The 15,100-nt window shown below is 66.7% G+C and carries 15 protein-coding genes and 1 pseudogene; 7 read left to right on the plus strand and 9 right to left on the minus strand.

The annotated features are described in order from the left end of the window. Nucleotides 1–54: 54 nt before the first annotated feature. The 3 genes from rpoB to rplJ all read right to left on the minus strand — a co-directional run bounded on the left by rpoB (nt 55) and on the right by rplJ (nt 5,487). Nucleotides 55–4,230, minus strand: coding sequence for a DNA-directed RNA polymerase subunit beta (gene rpoB / locus RXV90_RS13375; RefSeq protein WP_316649270.1), 4,176 nt, complete (start codon nt 4,228–4,230; stop codon nt 55–57). Between the two features lie 289 nt (nt 4,231–4,519). Next, nucleotides 4,520–4,903, minus strand: coding sequence for a 50S ribosomal protein L7/L12 (gene rplL, locus RXV90_RS13380; protein WP_316649271.1), 384 nt, complete (start codon nt 4,901–4,903; stop codon nt 4,520–4,522). Between the two features lie 65 nt (nt 4,904–4,968). Continuing rightward, on the minus strand, nt 4,969–5,487 hold the full coding sequence (rplJ, locus tag RXV90_RS13385) for a 50S ribosomal protein L10 (protein WP_316649272.1): 519 nt from the start codon (nt 5,485–5,487) through the stop codon (nt 4,969–4,971). A gap of 531 nt (nt 5,488–6,018) precedes the next feature. On the opposite strand from rplJ, the gene RXV90_RS13390 reads away from it, so the two are divergent. Next, nucleotides 6,019–6,393 (plus strand): rhodanese-like domain-containing protein, encoded by a 375-nt coding sequence (locus tag RXV90_RS13390; RefSeq protein ID WP_316649273.1) that lies wholly within the window; start codon nt 6,019–6,021, stop codon nt 6,391–6,393. A 3-nt stretch (nt 6,394–6,396) separates the two neighbouring features. On the opposite strand, the gene RXV90_RS13395 is transcribed toward RXV90_RS13390, so the two are convergent. Continuing rightward, the gene (locus tag RXV90_RS13395; protein ID WP_316649274.1) at nt 6,397–7,425 is read right to left on the minus strand and encodes an amidohydrolase family protein; all 1,029 of its coding nucleotides are present in this window, start codon (nt 7,423–7,425) and stop codon (nt 6,397–6,399) included. Nucleotides 7,426–7,592: 167 nt separating this feature from the next. On the opposite strand from RXV90_RS13395, the gene RXV90_RS13400 reads away from it, so the two are divergent. Next, nucleotides 7,593–8,477, plus strand: coding sequence for a sulfotransferase domain-containing protein (locus RXV90_RS13400; protein ID WP_316649275.1), 885 nt, complete (start codon nt 7,593–7,595; stop codon nt 8,475–8,477). 50 nt (nt 8,478–8,527) lie between these two features. On the opposite strand, the gene rplA is transcribed toward RXV90_RS13400, so the two are convergent. From rplA to RXV90_RS13415, 3 genes are all read right to left on the minus strand, one after another. Further along, on the minus strand, nt 8,528–9,226 hold the full coding sequence (gene rplA, locus RXV90_RS13405) for a 50S ribosomal protein L1 (RefSeq protein ID WP_316649277.1): 699 nt from the start codon (nt 9,224–9,226) through the stop codon (nt 8,528–8,530). 4 nt (nt 9,227–9,230) lie between these two features. Then, nucleotides 9,231–9,659 carry a 50S ribosomal protein L11 gene (rplK, locus tag RXV90_RS13410; RefSeq protein ID WP_316649278.1) on the minus strand — a complete coding sequence of 143 codons (429 nt, stop codon included), beginning with the start codon at nt 9,657–9,659 and terminating at the stop codon, nt 9,231–9,233. Between the two features lie 186 nt (nt 9,660–9,845). After that, nucleotides 9,846–10,634, minus strand: a complete 789-nt coding sequence (locus RXV90_RS13415; protein WP_316649279.1) for a DUF1963 domain-containing protein — start codon at nt 10,632–10,634, stop codon at nt 9,846–9,848. 54 nt (nt 10,635–10,688) lie between these two features. Between RXV90_RS13415 and RXV90_RS13420 the strand changes: the two genes are divergently transcribed. The 4 genes and pseudogenes from RXV90_RS13420 to RXV90_RS13435 all read left to right on the plus strand — a co-directional run bounded on the left by RXV90_RS13420 (nt 10,689) and on the right by RXV90_RS13435 (nt 12,256). After that, nucleotides 10,689–11,354 carry a hypothetical protein gene (locus RXV90_RS13420; RefSeq protein ID WP_316649280.1) on the plus strand — a complete coding sequence of 222 codons (666 nt, stop codon included), beginning with the start codon at nt 10,689–10,691 and terminating at the stop codon, nt 11,352–11,354. 35 nt (nt 11,355–11,389) lie between these two features. After that, nucleotides 11,390–11,605 (plus strand): annotated as a pseudogene (locus tag RXV90_RS13425) (Crp/Fnr family transcriptional regulator); the annotation flags it as partial. A 218-nt stretch (nt 11,606–11,823) separates the two neighbouring features. Further along, a complete protein-coding gene (locus RXV90_RS13430) occupies nt 11,824–11,991 on the plus strand; it encodes a helix-turn-helix domain-containing protein (protein ID WP_316649289.1) in 168 nt (55 codons plus the stop codon). 70 nt (nt 11,992–12,061) lie between these two features. Beyond that, nucleotides 12,062–12,256 (plus strand): YgaP family membrane protein, encoded by a 195-nt coding sequence (locus tag RXV90_RS13435; protein ID WP_316649281.1) that lies wholly within the window; start codon nt 12,062–12,064, stop codon nt 12,254–12,256. A 116-nt stretch (nt 12,257–12,372) separates the two neighbouring features. On the opposite strand, the gene nusG is transcribed toward RXV90_RS13435, so the two are convergent. After that, nucleotides 12,373–12,906 carry a transcription termination/antitermination protein NusG gene (gene nusG / locus RXV90_RS13440; RefSeq protein WP_316649282.1) on the minus strand — a complete coding sequence of 178 codons (534 nt, stop codon included), beginning with the start codon at nt 12,904–12,906 and terminating at the stop codon, nt 12,373–12,375. Between the two features lie 220 nt (nt 12,907–13,126). Between nusG and RXV90_RS13445 the strand changes: the two genes are divergently transcribed. Next, complete coding sequence (locus RXV90_RS13445) at nt 13,127–14,104, plus strand: NAD-dependent epimerase/dehydratase family protein (protein WP_316649283.1); 978 nt, start codon at nt 13,127–13,129, stop codon at nt 14,102–14,104. A gap of 7 nt (nt 14,105–14,111) precedes the next feature. Here RXV90_RS13445 and secE read toward each other — a convergent pair whose 3' ends face one another. Then, nucleotides 14,112–14,306: a preprotein translocase subunit SecE gene (gene secE, locus RXV90_RS13450; protein ID WP_316649284.1), complete on the minus strand. Its 195-nt coding sequence runs from the start codon at nt 14,304–14,306 to the stop codon at nt 14,112–14,114. Nucleotides 14,307–15,100: the final 794 nt, after the last annotated feature.

A 15,100-nucleotide genomic window follows, 5' to 3' on the forward strand; every position in this document is an offset into this window, starting at 1 on the left:
GAAAACCCACCCTACAAAGGGCCGTAGGATGGGGTTTCACCCCATCCCCCGCGCCTACTCCGCCGCGATCCCCGCCTCGTCGTCGTCATCGCCTTCCGCATCCAGAAGCTCCATGTTGAGGCCGAGGCCCCGAACTTCCTTCACCAGCACGTTGAACGATTCCGGCACACCCGCTTCGAAGTTGTCCTCGCCCTTGACGATCGACTCGTAGACCTTGGTCCGGCCTGCCACGTCGTCCGACTTGACGGTAAGCATCTCCTGCAGCGTGTAGGCCGCGCCATAGGCTTCCAGCGCCCAGACCTCCATTTCCCCGAAACGCTGACCGCCGAACTGGGCCTTGCCGCCCAGGGGCTGCTGCGTCACGAGGCTGTAAGGCCCGGTGGAACGTGCGTGGATCTTGTCGTCGACAAGATGGTGCAGCTTCAGAAGGTACTTGATGCCGACCGTGACGGGGCGCGCAAACCGCTCGCCCGTCCGCCCGTCATACAGCACCGACTGACCGGACTGGTCGAACCCGGCCCGCTCCAGCGCGTTGTTGACGTCCGCTTCCTTCGCACCGTCGAAGACGGGCGTCGCGATCGGCACGCCACGGGTGACAAGCTCGGCCTTCTCGACCATCGTGTCGTCATCCATGTCGCCCAGACCGTCGGCCCAGACATCGTCGCCATAGGCGATCTTCAGCGCGTCCTTAACCGGGCTCATGTCGCCCGACCGGCGGTATTCGCCCAACGCGTCGTCGATCTTGATGCCAAGGCCGCGCGCGGCCCAGCCCATGTGGGTTTCAAGGATCTGGCCCACGTTCATCCGGCTCGGCACGCCAAGCGGGTTCAGAACGAAGTCGACCGGCGTGCCATCCCCGAGGAACGGCATGTCCTCCATCGGCACCACCTTCGAGATCACGCCCTTGTTGCCGTGACGTCCGGCCATCTTGTCGCCCGGCTGAAGCTTGCGCTTCACCGCCACGAACACCTTGACCATCTTCATGACACCCGGCGGCAGGTCGTCGCCCCGGCGCACCTTCTCGACCTTGTCCTCGAACCGCGCGTCCAGCGCACGCTTCTGCGCCTCGTATTGCGCGTTCAGCGCCTCGATGGCCTGCGCTTCCGCGTCGTCGCCGACCGCAAGCTGCCACCACTGGCCCTTCGACAGGCTGTCCAGCAGGTCCTCGGTGATCTCCGACTTGGGCTTCACGCCCTTCGGGCCCTTGACGGCCACCTTGCCGAGGATCATCGCCTTCAGACGGGCATAGATGTTGCGGTCGAGGATCGCGAGCTCGTCGTCCCGGTCCCGGGCCAGACGTTCCACTTCCTCGCGCTCGATCTGCAGCGCACGCTCGTCCTTGTCCACACCGTGACGGTTGAAGACGCGCACTTCCACGATCGTCCCGAAATCCCCCGGCGGCAGGCGCAGCGACGTGTCGCGCACGTCGGACGCCTTTTCACCGAAGATGGCGCGCAGAAGCTTTTCTTCCGGCGTCATCGGGCTTTCACCCTTCGGCGTGATCTTGCCCACGAGAATGTCGCCCGGCCCCACTTCGGCGCCGATATAGACGATCCCCGCCTCGTCGAGGTTGCGCAGCGCTTCCTCGCCGACATTCGGGATGTCGCGGGTGATCTCTTCCGGTCCGAGCTTCGTGTCACGGGCGGCGACTTCGAATTCCTCGATATGGATCGAGGTGAAGACGTCGTCGCGCACGATGCGCTCGGAAATCAGGATCGAGTCCTCGTAGTTGTAGCCGTTCCACGGCATGAACGCGACGACCACGTTCTTGCCGAGCGCCAGTTCACCCATGTCGGTCGACGGGCCGTCGGCGATCACCTCGCCCTTGGCCACCATGTCGCCCACCTTCACCAGCGGACGCTGGTTGATGCAGGTGTTCTGGTTCGACCGCTGGAACTTGCGCAACCGGTAGATATCGACGCCCGGATCCCCGGGTTCGAGGTCTTCGGTCACCCGCACAACGATCCGCTGGGCATCGACCTGGTCGATCACCCCGCCGCGATGCACCATGATCGCCGCGCCGGAATCGCGCGCCACCACCTCTTCGATGCCGGTGCCGACAAGCGGCGCCTCGGCCTGAAGAAGCGGCACCGCCTGCCGCTGCATGTTCGATCCCATCAGCGCCCGGTTCGCGTCGTCGTTCTCGAGGAACGGGATCAGCGAGGCGGCGACGGAGACCAGCTGCTTCGGCGACACGTCGATCAGGTCGACCTGCTCGGTCGGCGCCAGCGTGTATTCACCGGCCTGACGGGTGTTCACCATCTCGTTGGTGAACCGGCCCTTGTCGTCGAGGTTCGCGTTGGCCTGCGCCACTACGTGCCGCATCTCCTCGGTCGCGGACATATAGACGACCTCGTCGGTCACCTGCCCGGCCTCGACCTTGCGATAGGGCGTTTCGATGAAGCCGTACTTGTTCACCCGCGCGAAGGTCGCGAGGCTGTTGATCAGGCCGATATTCGGCCCTTCCGGCGTCTCGATCGGGCACATCCGGCCATAGTGGGTCGGGTGCACGTCGCGCACTTCGAAGCCCGCGCGCTCCCGCGTCAGGCCGCCCGGTCCAAGCGCCGACAGGCGCCGCTTGTGGGTGACTTCCGACAGCGGGTTGGTCTGGTCCATGAACTGGCTGAGCTGCGAGGAGCCGAAGAACTCCCGCACCGCCGCCGCGGCCGGTTTCGCGTTGATCAGATCCTGCGGCATCACCGTGTCGATCTCGACCGACGACATGCGTTCCTTGATCGCGCGCTCCATCCGCAGAAGGCCGACGCGGTACTGGTTTTCCATCAGTTCGCCGACCGAGCGCACCCGGCGGTTGCCCAGGTGATCGATATCGTCGATCTCGCCGCGCCCGTCGCGCAGGTCGACCAGCGCCTTGATACAGGCGACGATGTCTTCCTTGCGCAGCGTCCGCACCGTGTCCTCGGCATCGAGGTCGAGGCGCATGTTCATCTTCACCCGGCCCACGGCCGACAGGTCATAGCGCTCGCTGTCGAAGAACAGCGTGTCGAACAGCGCGCTCGCGGCGTCGACGGTGGGCGGCTCGCCCGGGCGCATCACGCGATAGATGTCCATCAGCGCGCCGTCGCGGTTCATGTTCTTGTCGGCGGCCATCGTGTTGCGCATGTAGGGGCCGACGGTGACGTTATCGATATCCAGAACCGGGATGTCGGAGATGCCGGCATCCATCAGCTCCTTCAGCGTCCCGCCCGTGACGGCGCCGTCCTTGTCGGTTTCCCAGGTCAGCTCGTCCCCGGCTTCGACATAGATCGCGCCGGTCTCCTCGTTGATGATGTCCTTCGCGACGAACCGGCCGACGATATGCTCGAACGGAACCAGAAGGTTCTCGATATTGCCCTCGTCGATCCATTTCTTGACGGCGCGCGGCGTCACCTTCTTGCCCGCCTCGGCGATCACCTCGCCGGTCTTGGCGTCGACCAGATCCATCGCGGGCCGCGTGCCGCGCACGCGCTCGGGGAAGAACTTCGTCACCCAGCCGCCGTCGGCCTTGCCCTTCTTCTTCAGCTTGTAATCGACCGTCTGGTAATAGGCATCCATGATGCCTTCCTGGTCCATCCCAAGCGCGTAAAGCAGGGTCGTGACGGGAAGTTTCCGGCGCCGGTCGATGCGGGCATAGACCAGGTCCTTCGCGTCGAACTCGAAATCGAGCCACGATCCGCGATAGGGAATGATCCGGCAGGCGAAGAGAAGCTTGCCGCTCGAATGCGTCTTGCCCTTGTCGTGGTCGAAGAATACGCCCGGGGAGCGGTGCATCTGGGAAACGATCACCCGCTCGGTCCCGTTCACGATGAACGTGCCGTTGGGCGTCATGAGCGGCATGTCGCCCATGAACACGTCCTGTTCCTTGATGTCCTTCACCGATTTCGCGCCGGTGTCCTCGTCGACATCGAACACGATCAGCCGCAGCGTCACCTTCAGCGGCGCGCTGTAGGTCATGTCGCGCTGCTGGCATTCCTCGACATCGTATTTCGGCTTTTCGAGCTCGTATTTCACGAACTCCAGAACAGCCGTTTCATTGAAATCCTTGATCGGGAAGACGGACTGGAAAACGCCCTTGATCCCTTCGCCATCTGCCGGATCGGGCTGGTCGCCCGAATTCAGGAACAGATCGTAGCTCGATTTCTGCACCTCGATGAGATTGGGCATCTCCAGGACTTCCCGGATCTTGCCGTAATACTTTCTTAGACGCTTCTGTCCGATATAGGTCGACGCCATGTCGGTCTTTCACCCTTCGCTTTCGCTGACGCGGCCTCCCGTCGGGGAACGGGCGGCCAGGCCGGTGAAACAGGTACGCCGGTCCATCCCTGGCATCCCTCCCACAGGATGCCGCCCGACCGGATCCGCACCTTAGGAAGGGTCCGCAAGGCCGTGAAATCACGGGCCCTTCCTGAGACGCGGAAGGCCGGGCCCGGACATCCCGGACCCGACCGTTCATATCACCCCGGCGGCGCGAGATCCCGGATCGCTCGCGCGTCCGGGATGATCGCCGCCCGCCGGGCGTCGATCACTTGAGCTCGACTTCGGCGCCAGCCGCCTCGAGCTTCGACTTGATCTCTTCGGCCTCGGCCTTGGCGCAGCCTTCCTTGACGGCCTTGCCGCCGGCTTCCACCAGTTCCTTGGCTTCCTTCAGGCCGAGACCCGTGATCGCGCGAACTTCCTTGATCACGTTGATCTTCTGGGCACCGGCGGCCTTGAGGATGACGTCGAATTCGTCCTTTTCCTCTTCGGCAGCGGCGGCGTCGCCACCGGCAGCCGGGCCGGCCATCATGACAGCGCCGCCAGCGGCGGGCTCGATGCCATACTCGTCCTTGAGGATGGTTTTCAGTTCCTGGGCTTCGAGAAGCGTGAGACCCACGATCTCTTCAGCAAGTTTCTTCAGATCAGCCATTTTGCAGTTCCTTAAGATGGGTTCCAACGTCGGGCGTTCAAGGCCTTACGTGGCATGACAGGGGATCACGCGGCTTCCGCGCGCTCCTCGATGGTCGACAGGATGCTCGCGATGTTCGAAGCAGGTGCGCCGATCGCACCGGCGATGTTCGAAGCAGGCGCGCCGATGCAGCCCGCGATCGAAGCGATAAGCTCCTCACGCGACGGCATGTCGGCAACCGCTTTGACACCGGCCGGGTCAAGCGCCGTCTCACCCATGGCACCACCGAGGATCTCAAGCTTCTTGTTATCCTTGGCGTACTTGTCGACGACCCGGGCCGCGGCCGTGGGGTCCTCGGAATAGGCGAGAACGGTCATTCCCTGAAGCAGGTCGCCGAGCGATGCGTTCGGCTTCCCTTCGAGGGCGATCTTGGCGAGCCTGTTCTTGGCAACACGTACGGACCCACCGCCTTCGCGCATGCGCGCGCGCAAGTCCTGCATCTCGGCAACCGTCATGCCCTGGTAGCTTGCCACCACCACGACGCCAGAGCTTTCGAAGATCTGGCCGAGTTCCTCGACCACTTTCTCTTTCTGGGCTCTATCCACAGTTTGCTCCAAGTTCTGGGGGCGAACCCCCGGCTCATGTTCCACCGGGTGAAAGGCACCCGGCAGTCGGGTCCTTACGGGTCCGTCGCAAGTCGCCCCCGGATATCGCGCCTGGGCGATCCCGAAGAAAATGCTCTGTTCCCGTCTCAGGCAGGAATTACCGGGAAACCCCAACCCACCGTCTCGGACGAAAGACGAAAAAGCGCGCGACGAATCGCACGCTCCTCCGATGGCTGGGGTTTACGGTCATTCGTTCCGAATGCCAAGGGGCAAAGGCCGCCCGATGCGGCATTTCCCTATCCGGCACGGCGGTTTTTCGCTCCGATCCCACCGTGGACGGTCTCAAGCTGGTCGGCAAGGCCCCGCGCCAAACCGGCGGGCGCCTGCCGACGGGCGGTCGGGGCGGCGGGACGGTCGGGGCGGCGGGAAGCCACCGATCGCGGCCGGCCTCCGCCCGACCGCCGACACCGCTTGCACACGGCGCGCGACCGCCTATCCTGCCCCTAGCGACCAGTGAAAAAGGATACCCCCATGAAAACCGCCCAGGATTATCTCGCCGAAGCCAACGCCGTCGTCCCGAAGATCGAATTCGACGACGCAGTGGCCAAGCATGCGAACGGCAGCGCCGTCTTCGTCGATGTCCGCGACTCGGGCGAAATCGCCCAGACCGGCACCATCGCGGGGGCCGAGCGCATCACCCGCGGCATGATCGAATTCGCCGCCGATCCCGCAACGCCCTTCCACAACGAAAAGCTCACCAAGGATGCCGATATCATCCTGATCTGCGGCAAGGGCGGCCAGGCCGCGCTGACCGGCAAGACGCTGAAGGACATGGGCTACCAGAACGTGTCGAACGCCGGCGGCTTCCCGGATTGGAAGGAAAAGGGCGGGCCGACCGAGCCCTGAGGCTCACGCCCGCTCAAGAACCCTCCGGGCGGCAGCCGCGACCAGCGCGGCCAGATTGCCGCCCATGAACCCCTGCACCATCGCGTCATCGAACAGCCCGGGCCGCGCCTTCAGCCGCGCATCGGGATAATGCGCCCCGTCTCTCAAGGCGTCGAACAGCGCCCGGAACCCGCCGAAATTGAAGGGGATGTTCCCATAGGGCGCGTCGCTCGCCACGGCGATCCGCCGCGCCGCGCTCCCGCCCGCATCGGCATAGGCGATCAGCGCATTGGCCATGTGCACATCCCGCTTGGCCGACAGCACGTAAAAGATGTTCTCCTGCCGAAGCCCCGCCTCCCGCGCCGACTGATAGGTCGCCTCGGCCTCCACGAAATGGCCGCCCCCGCCCCCCATATGCACGCCGATCACCGGGTGATCGCCCAGATGCCGCGCGATCTCCAGAAGCCCCTCGGTGGGCGTGAAGGGCGTGTCGGATCCGAAGTGAAACGCGGGCACCGCGCCCGTCTCCGCAATCGCGTCGATCACGGCGTAAACCATCGGGTCGGTGATCGGATAGGCGTTCTGCGCGGGGTTCATCTTGACGACCGGCATCCCGAACTCCGCCACGCAGCGGCGCACCAGCGCGATCGCATTCTCCACCCCCAGCGCCTTCGGATCGGTCCAGCCCGCCGGAATGATCCGCCTTGGATGCCGGGCGGCCAGCGCCGCGATCCGCCGGTTCGCCTCGGTCAGCCGCGCGGCGTTCTCTTCTAGATCCGCGCCATAGGGCAGCACCCCGGGGTTCTGCCAGCAAAGCGCCATGTCCACCCCGGCCATATCCATCACGGGCAAAAGCTCTTCGGGCAGAACCGGCTTCGTGTGGTAATACTCCGGATCCTCCGCGATCCGCCGTGCCACGTCCTCGGGCAGGAGATCCCGGTCCGAGGGATGCACATCCCCGTCGATCGTGAGCCCCGCGCCCCGCGCCTCCAGATACGCCGCCAGCGCCTCCAGCGCCGCCCGCGCCGCGCCCGTCATCGTCAGTCCCGCCATGCCGCCATCCTCCCCGGGCCCAGTCTTCCGGCGCCCACTCTCCCGCGAAATCCGTGCCGCGCCAACAGGCTCTGCCGGAAAATCTCCGCCCCCGCCGAACCCGGGGCTTTGCCGCCTGCCCGGTTTCGCCTAGCCTCCCCGAAACGGGTCACACCCGGGGGACAGCCATGACAACCGATCTGCCGCGAAAGACCCGCGACTACGAAGGCCCCGTCACCAACACCGACATGTGGGACAGCTTCGCCTTCCGCCCCGGCGATATCGTGCTCTCCACCCCGCCCAAATCCGGCACGACGTGGAGCCAGGCGATCCTCATGATGCTGATCCACGGGGCGGCGATCACCGACCGCGCGGTCTGGCACGATGCGATCTGGCTCGACTGCGCGTTCCGCGACCGCGACGCCGCCCTGGCCGCGCTCGCGGCGCAACCCCACCAGCGCTGCATCAAGTCCCACACCCCCTTCGACGGCATCGCCTATGATCCCCGCGCCATCTACATCGCCGTCTACCGCCACCCGATCGACACCTACTTCTCCCTCAAGCGCCACGTGGCGAACATGAAATACGACTGGCTCGATCACCTCTTCCCCGACACGCCCGGCGCAGCCTTCGCCCGCTTCCTGAACGGGCCGCTCACCGATCAGGGCACCGACGATCTCACCCTCGCCTCGCTGATCAACCACTACCGCTCGTTCAAGACATGGTCGCACCTGCCGAACGTCCATCTCTTCCACTATGCCGATCTGAAATCCGACATCCGCGCCGCCATCCGCCGCTACGCCGCGGTGATCGGCACGCCTGCGCCCGAGGCGCTCGTCGAAGCCATCGCCGAGGCCACGGGCATCGACCAAATGCGCGACATCACCCGCCACCACGCCCGGCCGGCCGCCGATTCCGCCTTCCACGACGAAACCAGCTTCTTCGACTCGGGCTCCATGAACAAGTGGGTTGGCCGCCTCTCCCAGCCCGAGGTCGACGCCTACGCCGCCCGCATCACGGCATCCCTGCCGAAGGGGGATCGCATCTGGCTCGAATCCGGCACGCGGCCATGAAAAAAGGGGCGGTCACACCGCCCCTTCCGATCCGTTACGTGAGGCCGGGCTCAGTTCCCGGTCGCATCCACCACGTCGACCGTGACGCCCGGGCCCATGGTCGAGGTCAGCGTGACCTTCTTCATGTAGGTGCCCTTCGCGCCCGACGGCTTCGCCTTCGACACAGCGTCGACGAAGGCCCGCACGTTCTCGGCCAGCTTGTCGGCGTCAAACGAGGCTTTGCCGATCCCGGCCTGCACGATGCCCTTCTTCTCGGCCTTGAACTGCACCTGGCCGCCCTTCGCCGCTTCCACGGCTTCCTTGACGTCCATCGTGACGGTGCCGACCTTCGGGTTCGGCATCAGGTTCCGCGGGCCCAGCACCTTCCCCAGACGGCCGACGATCGGCATCATGTCGGGGGTGGCGATGCAGCGGTCGAACTCGATCTTGCCGCCCTGGATGGTTTCCATCAGGTCCTCGGCGCCCACGATATCGGCGCCCGCTTCCTTCGCCTCGTCCGCCTTCGCGCCGCGCGCGAACACCGCCACGCGCACCGTCTTGCCGGTGCCGGCGGGCAGCGTCACCGTGCCGCGCACCATCTGGTCGGCGTGGCGCGGGTCGATCCCGAGGTTCATCGAGATCTCGACGGTCTCGTCGAACTTCGCGTTCGCGTTCGCCTTCACCAGCGCGACGGCCTCGTCGACGCTCAGGTTTTCCTTGCCCTCGAACGCTTCGCGGGCGGCGGTCAGTCTCTTACCAAGCTTTCCCATGGCCTTACCCCTTCACCTCGATCCCCATCGACCGCGCAGAGCCGAGGATGATCTGCATCGCCGCTTCCACGTCATTGGCGTTCAGATCCTTCATCTTCGCTTCCGCGATCTCCTGAAGCTGCTTCTTCGTGACCGTGCCCACGGTCTCGCGCGAGGGGTTGTTGGCCCCCGATTTCAGCTTCGCGGCCTTCTTCAGGAAATACGACGCCGGCGGCGTCTTGATATCCATCGAGAAGGATTTGTCCTGGTAATAGGTGATCACGGTCGGGCACGGCGCACCGGGCTCCATCTCCTGGGTCTTCGCGTTGAAGGCCTTGCAGAATTCCATGATGTTGATGCCGCGCTGGCCCAGCGCCGGTCCGACCGGCGGAGAGGGGTTCGCTTGTCCGGCAGGCACCTGAAGCTTCATGGTGCCGGCGACTTTCTTGGCCATGGGGCCGCTCCTTTCTCAAGCGCCGGCCGGGCACATGTCCCTCCGGCTATGCGTGATGTGGTCCGGTCCGGCCCGCGTGCGGGGCCTCGCCTCCCAACTGGATGCCGCCCTGCGGCGACCGGCGGGGGATACACGGCGCCCTGCCGCTTGGCAAGGGGCTTCGCGCCCGCCGCCCGATCGCCCGGCCTACGGCCTCTCCGACAGCGTTATCTTCGAAAAGTCGCGCGCGGCGAGGTCATCCCGCGCAATCGAAAACACCACCGGATCCACCGCCATGCGCAGATCGAGGTCGGCATCCGCCCCAATGGTCAGAAGCAGAACCCGGTCGCCCGGTTCGAAATCGAGGTCACGGCCCCCCAGCATCCTGTGCAATACCGGCGTCGCCCTGATGTGACTGCGCGCGGGCACATCGCGGATCGCCCTGGTCAGTCGCCGCCGCATCGCGTCCTGCGCCGCGATCTGGTCTTTCCTGCGCTGGTCCAGCATCGGATCGGCCGGATCCGCCGGAAGATCCGCATCCTCGAAGGTCTCGAATGTCATGTTCCAGCGGCGGTACACCGTGCCACGGGGATCGGCCTCGCGGTAATCGGGGAAATACGCCTCTGGGATCTCCGGCGCCTCGGGCATCCGCCGCTCGGGCGTGCCGGACAGGTCGCCCTCGGCATGGATCACGCGCGCGCCCCGGGTCAGCGACATGCTGGGCGACAAAAACGGCTCCCAGAAGAAGAACAGCCTGCCCTGCCGGGGCAACAGATCCCCGGCCGGCGGCACCTGCGCAAGATCGATCTGGCACAGGAAATGCAGGGGGATCTCCAGGCCCTCGAACGCCATGACGGGCCAGTCGATATCGGGCGGCAAGGTCGCACCGCCCCCGAACCAGCAGCCCGGCGCCCCGGGATCATCCGGGTGCGCGGTCTTGGCCAGAACCACGGCCACCGGCCCGCCGGCCGGGCTCTCCCCGACGTCTCCGGTCATGGCCCGCCGTCACACAACTGAAGCATCCGCCGTCCAGCCTCTCCTGCGTCCCCGATGCGTTTGCCGCCCCGTCTTGCGGCGGCCTATGCCGGGTACGCCCGCCATGCCTGCGGTTCAAGCCTGAACATGCGCGAGCGGCAGGAACGGCCCGGCAAGGCGCCCACGAGCGCCGCGATCAAAGATCCCGGCGCAGGCGGCGACACCGGACGAAGGCGGCAGGAGATGAGCCAACCCCAGATCCTGCTCTGCGTGCCGGACGACGCCCGCGCCGATCACATCCTGACACAGCTGCAAACCGTCCGCGTGCCCCTGCTCGCCGAAGCGGGCCTCGCCACCTTCGACAGGGTGCAGACGGGCACATGGGGCCAGGGCGCCGCGACCGTCGTGCCGGACACGCCGTTCTCCGACGCGATCCTCGCGACCGCGCGCTCCATCGGCCATATCCCCGTGCGCCAGATCGCCCTCCATGTGAGCGACGCGGCCATGGCGCGTATCGAAATCGCGCCCGCACGGGACGGCGCGGGCGCATTGGACGGGGCCGAGATCGGGGCCGAGATCGGCGCCAACCTCGAAACCGGCATCCCCGAGGTGAATTTCGGCGTTTCGGTCGCCGATGTCGCCCGGGCCGAGCGCATCGTCCGCGAGGCGGTCCGGGGCACGCCCTTCGACAGCATCCGCGAGATCACGCGCCACCCATTCGAAAGCCCCGCAATCTCGTAGTTGAGGCGCGCCTCCCCCGCTGGCACACTCGGCCCATGGATCATCGCACCCACCCCCTGAAGGTCCCGAAGGGCACCACGCTCTTCTCTCCCGGCCAGGCCTGCCCGGGCTTCGTCGTGCTGCGCTCCGGCACGATCCGGGTGACGCTGACGGCCGAAAACGGGCGCGAGGTCGTGCTCTACCGCGTCCGCCCCGGCGATGTCTGCCTGCAGACCTTCTCCTGCCTGGTGACGGGCGAGCCCTACAAGGCCGAAGGCGTCGCCGAAACCGATCTTTCGGGCGATATCATCCCCCCCGCCGCCTTCGAGGCGCGGCTCTCCGAAAGCCCCGAATTCCGCGGCCTCGTCTTCGGCGCCGTCGCGCACCGGTTCGCGGAATTCGAACGCCTCCTCGAAGACGTGGCGCTGACGGGCTTCGACGCCCGCCTCGCCCGCGCGCGCTCCTCGCGCTCGCGGATGACGATGGCACCATCGCCGCCACCCACGAGGCGCTCGCCACCGAAATCGCCTCGGGCCGCGCGGTCGTCTCCCGCCGCCTCGCGGCCTTCGCGAAAGACGGCGCCGTCACCCTCACCCGCGGCCAGGTCCATATCGCCGACCGCGCGAAGCTGGAACGGATTGCCGCAGACACTCGGTGACAAAGTCACCGACAGGGCCCGCCCGCACCTGCGATCATTGGCCCGGTCACGCAAAGCATAAAGGTGCATCATGACACGCAACGAAGGAACCCTCGACCGCGCCCTGCGGATCATCGCAGGCCTCGTGCTCCTGTCGCTCGTCTTCGTCGGGCCGCAGACGCTCTGGGGGCTGATCGGGATCGTGCCGCTCGTCACCGGCCTGATCGGCTGGTGCCCGGCCTATTCGCTCCTGGGGCTCAACACCTGCCCGATGAAGCGGAACTGAGGCCGGAGGGGGGCGGCACCCCGCCCCTTCATTTTGGCAAGAATACTCCGGGGGAGCCGCGCGGCGCGCGGCGGGGGCAGCGCCCCCGCATCCCCCGCGCCCGGGGGGCAGACGCCTCAGATCTCTTTCGACACCTGGGTGTATTCCAGCTCCACCGGCGTCGCGCGGCCGAAGATCGACACCGTCACCTTCAGGCGCTGGTTGTCCTCGTCCACTTCCTCGACCATGCCGTCGAAATCCTCGAACGGGCCGTCCTTCACCTTCACCTTCTCGCCCACTTCGAACGAGATCAGGGTGCGCGGCGCCTCCTGGCCTTCCTCGACGCGGTTCAGGATCTGGTTCACCTCGGCATCGCGCATCGGCATCGGGCGGCCCTGGGGGCCCAGGAACCCGGTCACCCGGTTGATCGAGTTGATCAGGTGATAGCCCTCGTCCGACATCTCCATCCGCACAAGCACATAGCCGGGCATGAACCGCCGCTCGGTCGGCACCTTCTTGCCGCGCCGGATCTCGATCACCTCTTCGGTGGGCACGAGCACTTCCTCGATCTGGTCCTCGAGACCGGCATCGATCACCGAATGACGGATCTGCTCCGCCACCTTCTTCTCGAAGTTCGACAGGACGCTTACGGAATACCAGCGCTTCGCCATGTTCTCGCTTTCCAGACCTTGCTTAAACTCTACGCCCCCGTCGCGTGAGGTCGCTGTCTTCTCGAACGGCTCATTCTGTCGGGGAACAGGCGGCAGATACACCCACGGGCAGGCCGGTTCAAGCCCAGAGTTGCGCCCCCCCGGGCGAAGAACGGCCTATACAAGCCCGCCCCGCCCGGCGATCATGCCCGGCGGAACGGCGACGGCGGGAGGAACGATCATGCCAGACACCCATGTCCTGGTCACCGGGGCGAACGGCTGCATCGGCGCCTGGGTCACCCGGCATCTGAGCGCCGAAGGCACCGCCTTCACCGCCACCGATCTCGCGCCCGAACCGACGCGGCCCCGGCTCCTGATGCCGGAGGAGGAGGTCGCCGCCCTCGACTGGCGCGCCCTCGACGTGACCGACACGGCGGCGGTCCGCCGCCTCGTGGCAGAAACCGGCGCCACCCATATCGTGCATCTCGCGGGGCTCCAGGTGCCGTTCTGCAAGGCCGACCCGGCCCTCGGCGCGGCGGTCAACGTCACCGGCACCGTGAATATCCTCGAAGCCGCGCGGCACGAGGGCGTGCGCGGCCTCGCCTATGCCAGTTCCCTCGCCGTCCTCGGCCCGCCCGAGCTGTATCCCGTCCTGCCGGTGCCCGACAACGCGCCCACCGCGCCGTCGAACCTCTACGGCACCTACAAGGTCGCGAACGAGGAAGCGGCGCGCATCTTCGCCGCCGACTGGGGGGTGGGGAGCGCGGGGCTCCGGCCCGCGATCGTCTACGGCGTGGGCCGCGATCAGGGCATGTCCTCCGATATCGCCAAGGCCATTCTCGCCGTCGCGGCGAACCGCCCCTTCCATGTCCGCTTCAGCGGGCCGCTCTCGCTGCAGCACGCCTCCGACATGGCGGAGATGTTCCTCCGCGCGGCCCGCGCCGAGCCCGAAGGCGCCATCGTCTGCAATGTCCGGAACAGCGTGACCGAGGTCGCCCGCGTCCTCGGGATCCTCGAAGAGATCGCGGGGCCCCACCAGGTCACCTGCGAAGAAGACGCGCCCCTCGGCGTGCCGTCTGACCTCTCCGACGCCGCGCTGAAACAGCTGATCGGAGACATCCCGCACATGCCCCTGGAAGAGGCGATCGCACAGGATCTCGCGGCCTACAGGGATCTGATGGAAAGAGAGGCCATCGACCTAACGCAGCTCGACCGCTGAGCGGGGCTCAGAACATGCCCAGAAGCAGCGAAAGGCCCTGCCGGATCAGCCAGTCGACGAAGAAGAAGAAGATCGCCGTCAGCATCGCCATCACGAACACCATGACCGAGGTGATCAGAACCTCGCGCCGGGTCGGCCAGGTCACTTTCGAGACTTCGGAACGCACCTGCTGAATGAACTGAAGCGGATTGGTGGTGGCCATGGATATCCTCGGGCTCTGCTCGTCTGGGGCAGATACTGGCTCGGCGGCCCGAATTCAAGCACGCATATGCGGGGCCGCGCCACCCGTGCCCTGCACGCCCCGCCCCGAAGATGCCGGCACGGGGGCCCATCCCGTCGCCCCGGCCAGCTCAGTCTCTCCACCCGACCGCTCCGCCCCCGAGGCGCCCGCTCCGCCCAGTCTCACCACCCGACCGCTCCGCCCCCGAGGCCCCGGCACAGGGGCCGGGGCTGCACCCGCACAGCCCCCCGACACCGCCCCGCTCCCCGCCACCCCGGCCCCAACGCACACAGCCCCCGCCGTCCCGGGCCTGCCCCGGGACCTCGTCCCACACAAGCAGCCAGTGCCCCCGGGACATGGCCCGACACCCCGCCACCCCGGCCCCAACGCACACAGCCCCCGCCGTCCCGGGCTTGCCCCGGGACCTCGTCCCACGCTAGCAGCCAGGGCCTCCGGAGCGTGGCCCGACACCCCGCCACTCACGCAAAATAAATGCCCCGCCAGGCAAGTCCGCCCGAGGCGCCCGCCCGCTCAGTCTCACCGCCCGACCGCCTCACCCCGAGGCCCCGGCGCGGGGGCCGGGGCTGCACCCGCACAGCACAAAAACCCCGCCACCCGAGCGCCAACGCGCAGAACATACGCCGTCCCGGGCCCGACCCGGGACCTCGTCCCACACAGGCAGCCAGGGCCCCCGGGACATGGCCCGACACCCCGCCACTCACGCAAAATAAATGCCCCGCCAGGCAAGTCCGCCCGAGACGCCCGCCCGCTCAGTC

Source organism: Ovoidimarina sediminis, assembly GCF_032586175.1.
Lineage (GTDB): Bacteria > Pseudomonadota > Alphaproteobacteria > Rhodobacterales > Rhodobacteraceae > Ovoidimarina > Ovoidimarina sediminis.

What these genes read in the sequence shown, in the direction of transcription:
- rpoB (WP_316649270.1), bottom strand. Translation starts at nt 4,230, where the DNA reads ATGGCGTCGACCTATATCGGACAGAAGCGTCTAAGAAAGTATTACGGC.
- rplA (WP_316649277.1), bottom strand. Translation starts at nt 9,226, where the DNA reads ATGGGAAAGCTTGGTAAGAGACTGACCGCCGCCCGCGAAGCGTTCGAG.
- RXV90_RS13415 (WP_316649279.1), bottom strand. Translation starts at nt 10,634, where the DNA reads ATGACCGGAGACGTCGGGGAGAGCCCGGCCGGCGGGCCGGTGGCCGTG.
- rplK (WP_316649278.1), bottom strand. Translation starts at nt 9,659, where the DNA reads ATGGCCAAGAAAGTCGCCGGCACCATGAAGCTTCAGGTGCCTGCCGGA.
- RXV90_RS13420 (WP_316649280.1), top strand. Translation starts at nt 10,689, where the DNA reads ATGCGTTTGCCGCCCCGTCTTGCGGCGGCCTATGCCGGGTACGCCCGC.
- RXV90_RS13445 (WP_316649283.1), top strand. Translation starts at nt 13,127, where the DNA reads ATGCCAGACACCCATGTCCTGGTCACCGGGGCGAACGGCTGCATCGGC.
- RXV90_RS13390 (WP_316649273.1), top strand. Translation starts at nt 6,019, where the DNA reads ATGAAAACCGCCCAGGATTATCTCGCCGAAGCCAACGCCGTCGTCCCG.
- RXV90_RS13400 (WP_316649275.1), top strand. Translation starts at nt 7,593, where the DNA reads ATGACAACCGATCTGCCGCGAAAGACCCGCGACTACGAAGGCCCCGTC.
- RXV90_RS13435 (WP_316649281.1), top strand. Translation starts at nt 12,062, where the DNA reads ATGACACGCAACGAAGGAACCCTCGACCGCGCCCTGCGGATCATCGCA.
- nusG (WP_316649282.1), bottom strand. Translation starts at nt 12,906, where the DNA reads ATGGCGAAGCGCTGGTATTCCGTAAGCGTCCTGTCGAACTTCGAGAAG.
- secE (WP_316649284.1), bottom strand. Translation starts at nt 14,306, where the DNA reads ATGGCCACCACCAATCCGCTTCAGTTCATTCAGCAGGTGCGTTCCGAA.
- RXV90_RS13395 (WP_316649274.1), bottom strand. Translation starts at nt 7,425, where the DNA reads ATGGCGGGACTGACGATGACGGGCGCGGCGCGGGCGGCGCTGGAGGCG.
- rplL (WP_316649271.1), bottom strand. Translation starts at nt 4,903, where the DNA reads ATGGCTGATCTGAAGAAACTTGCTGAAGAGATCGTGGGTCTCACGCTT.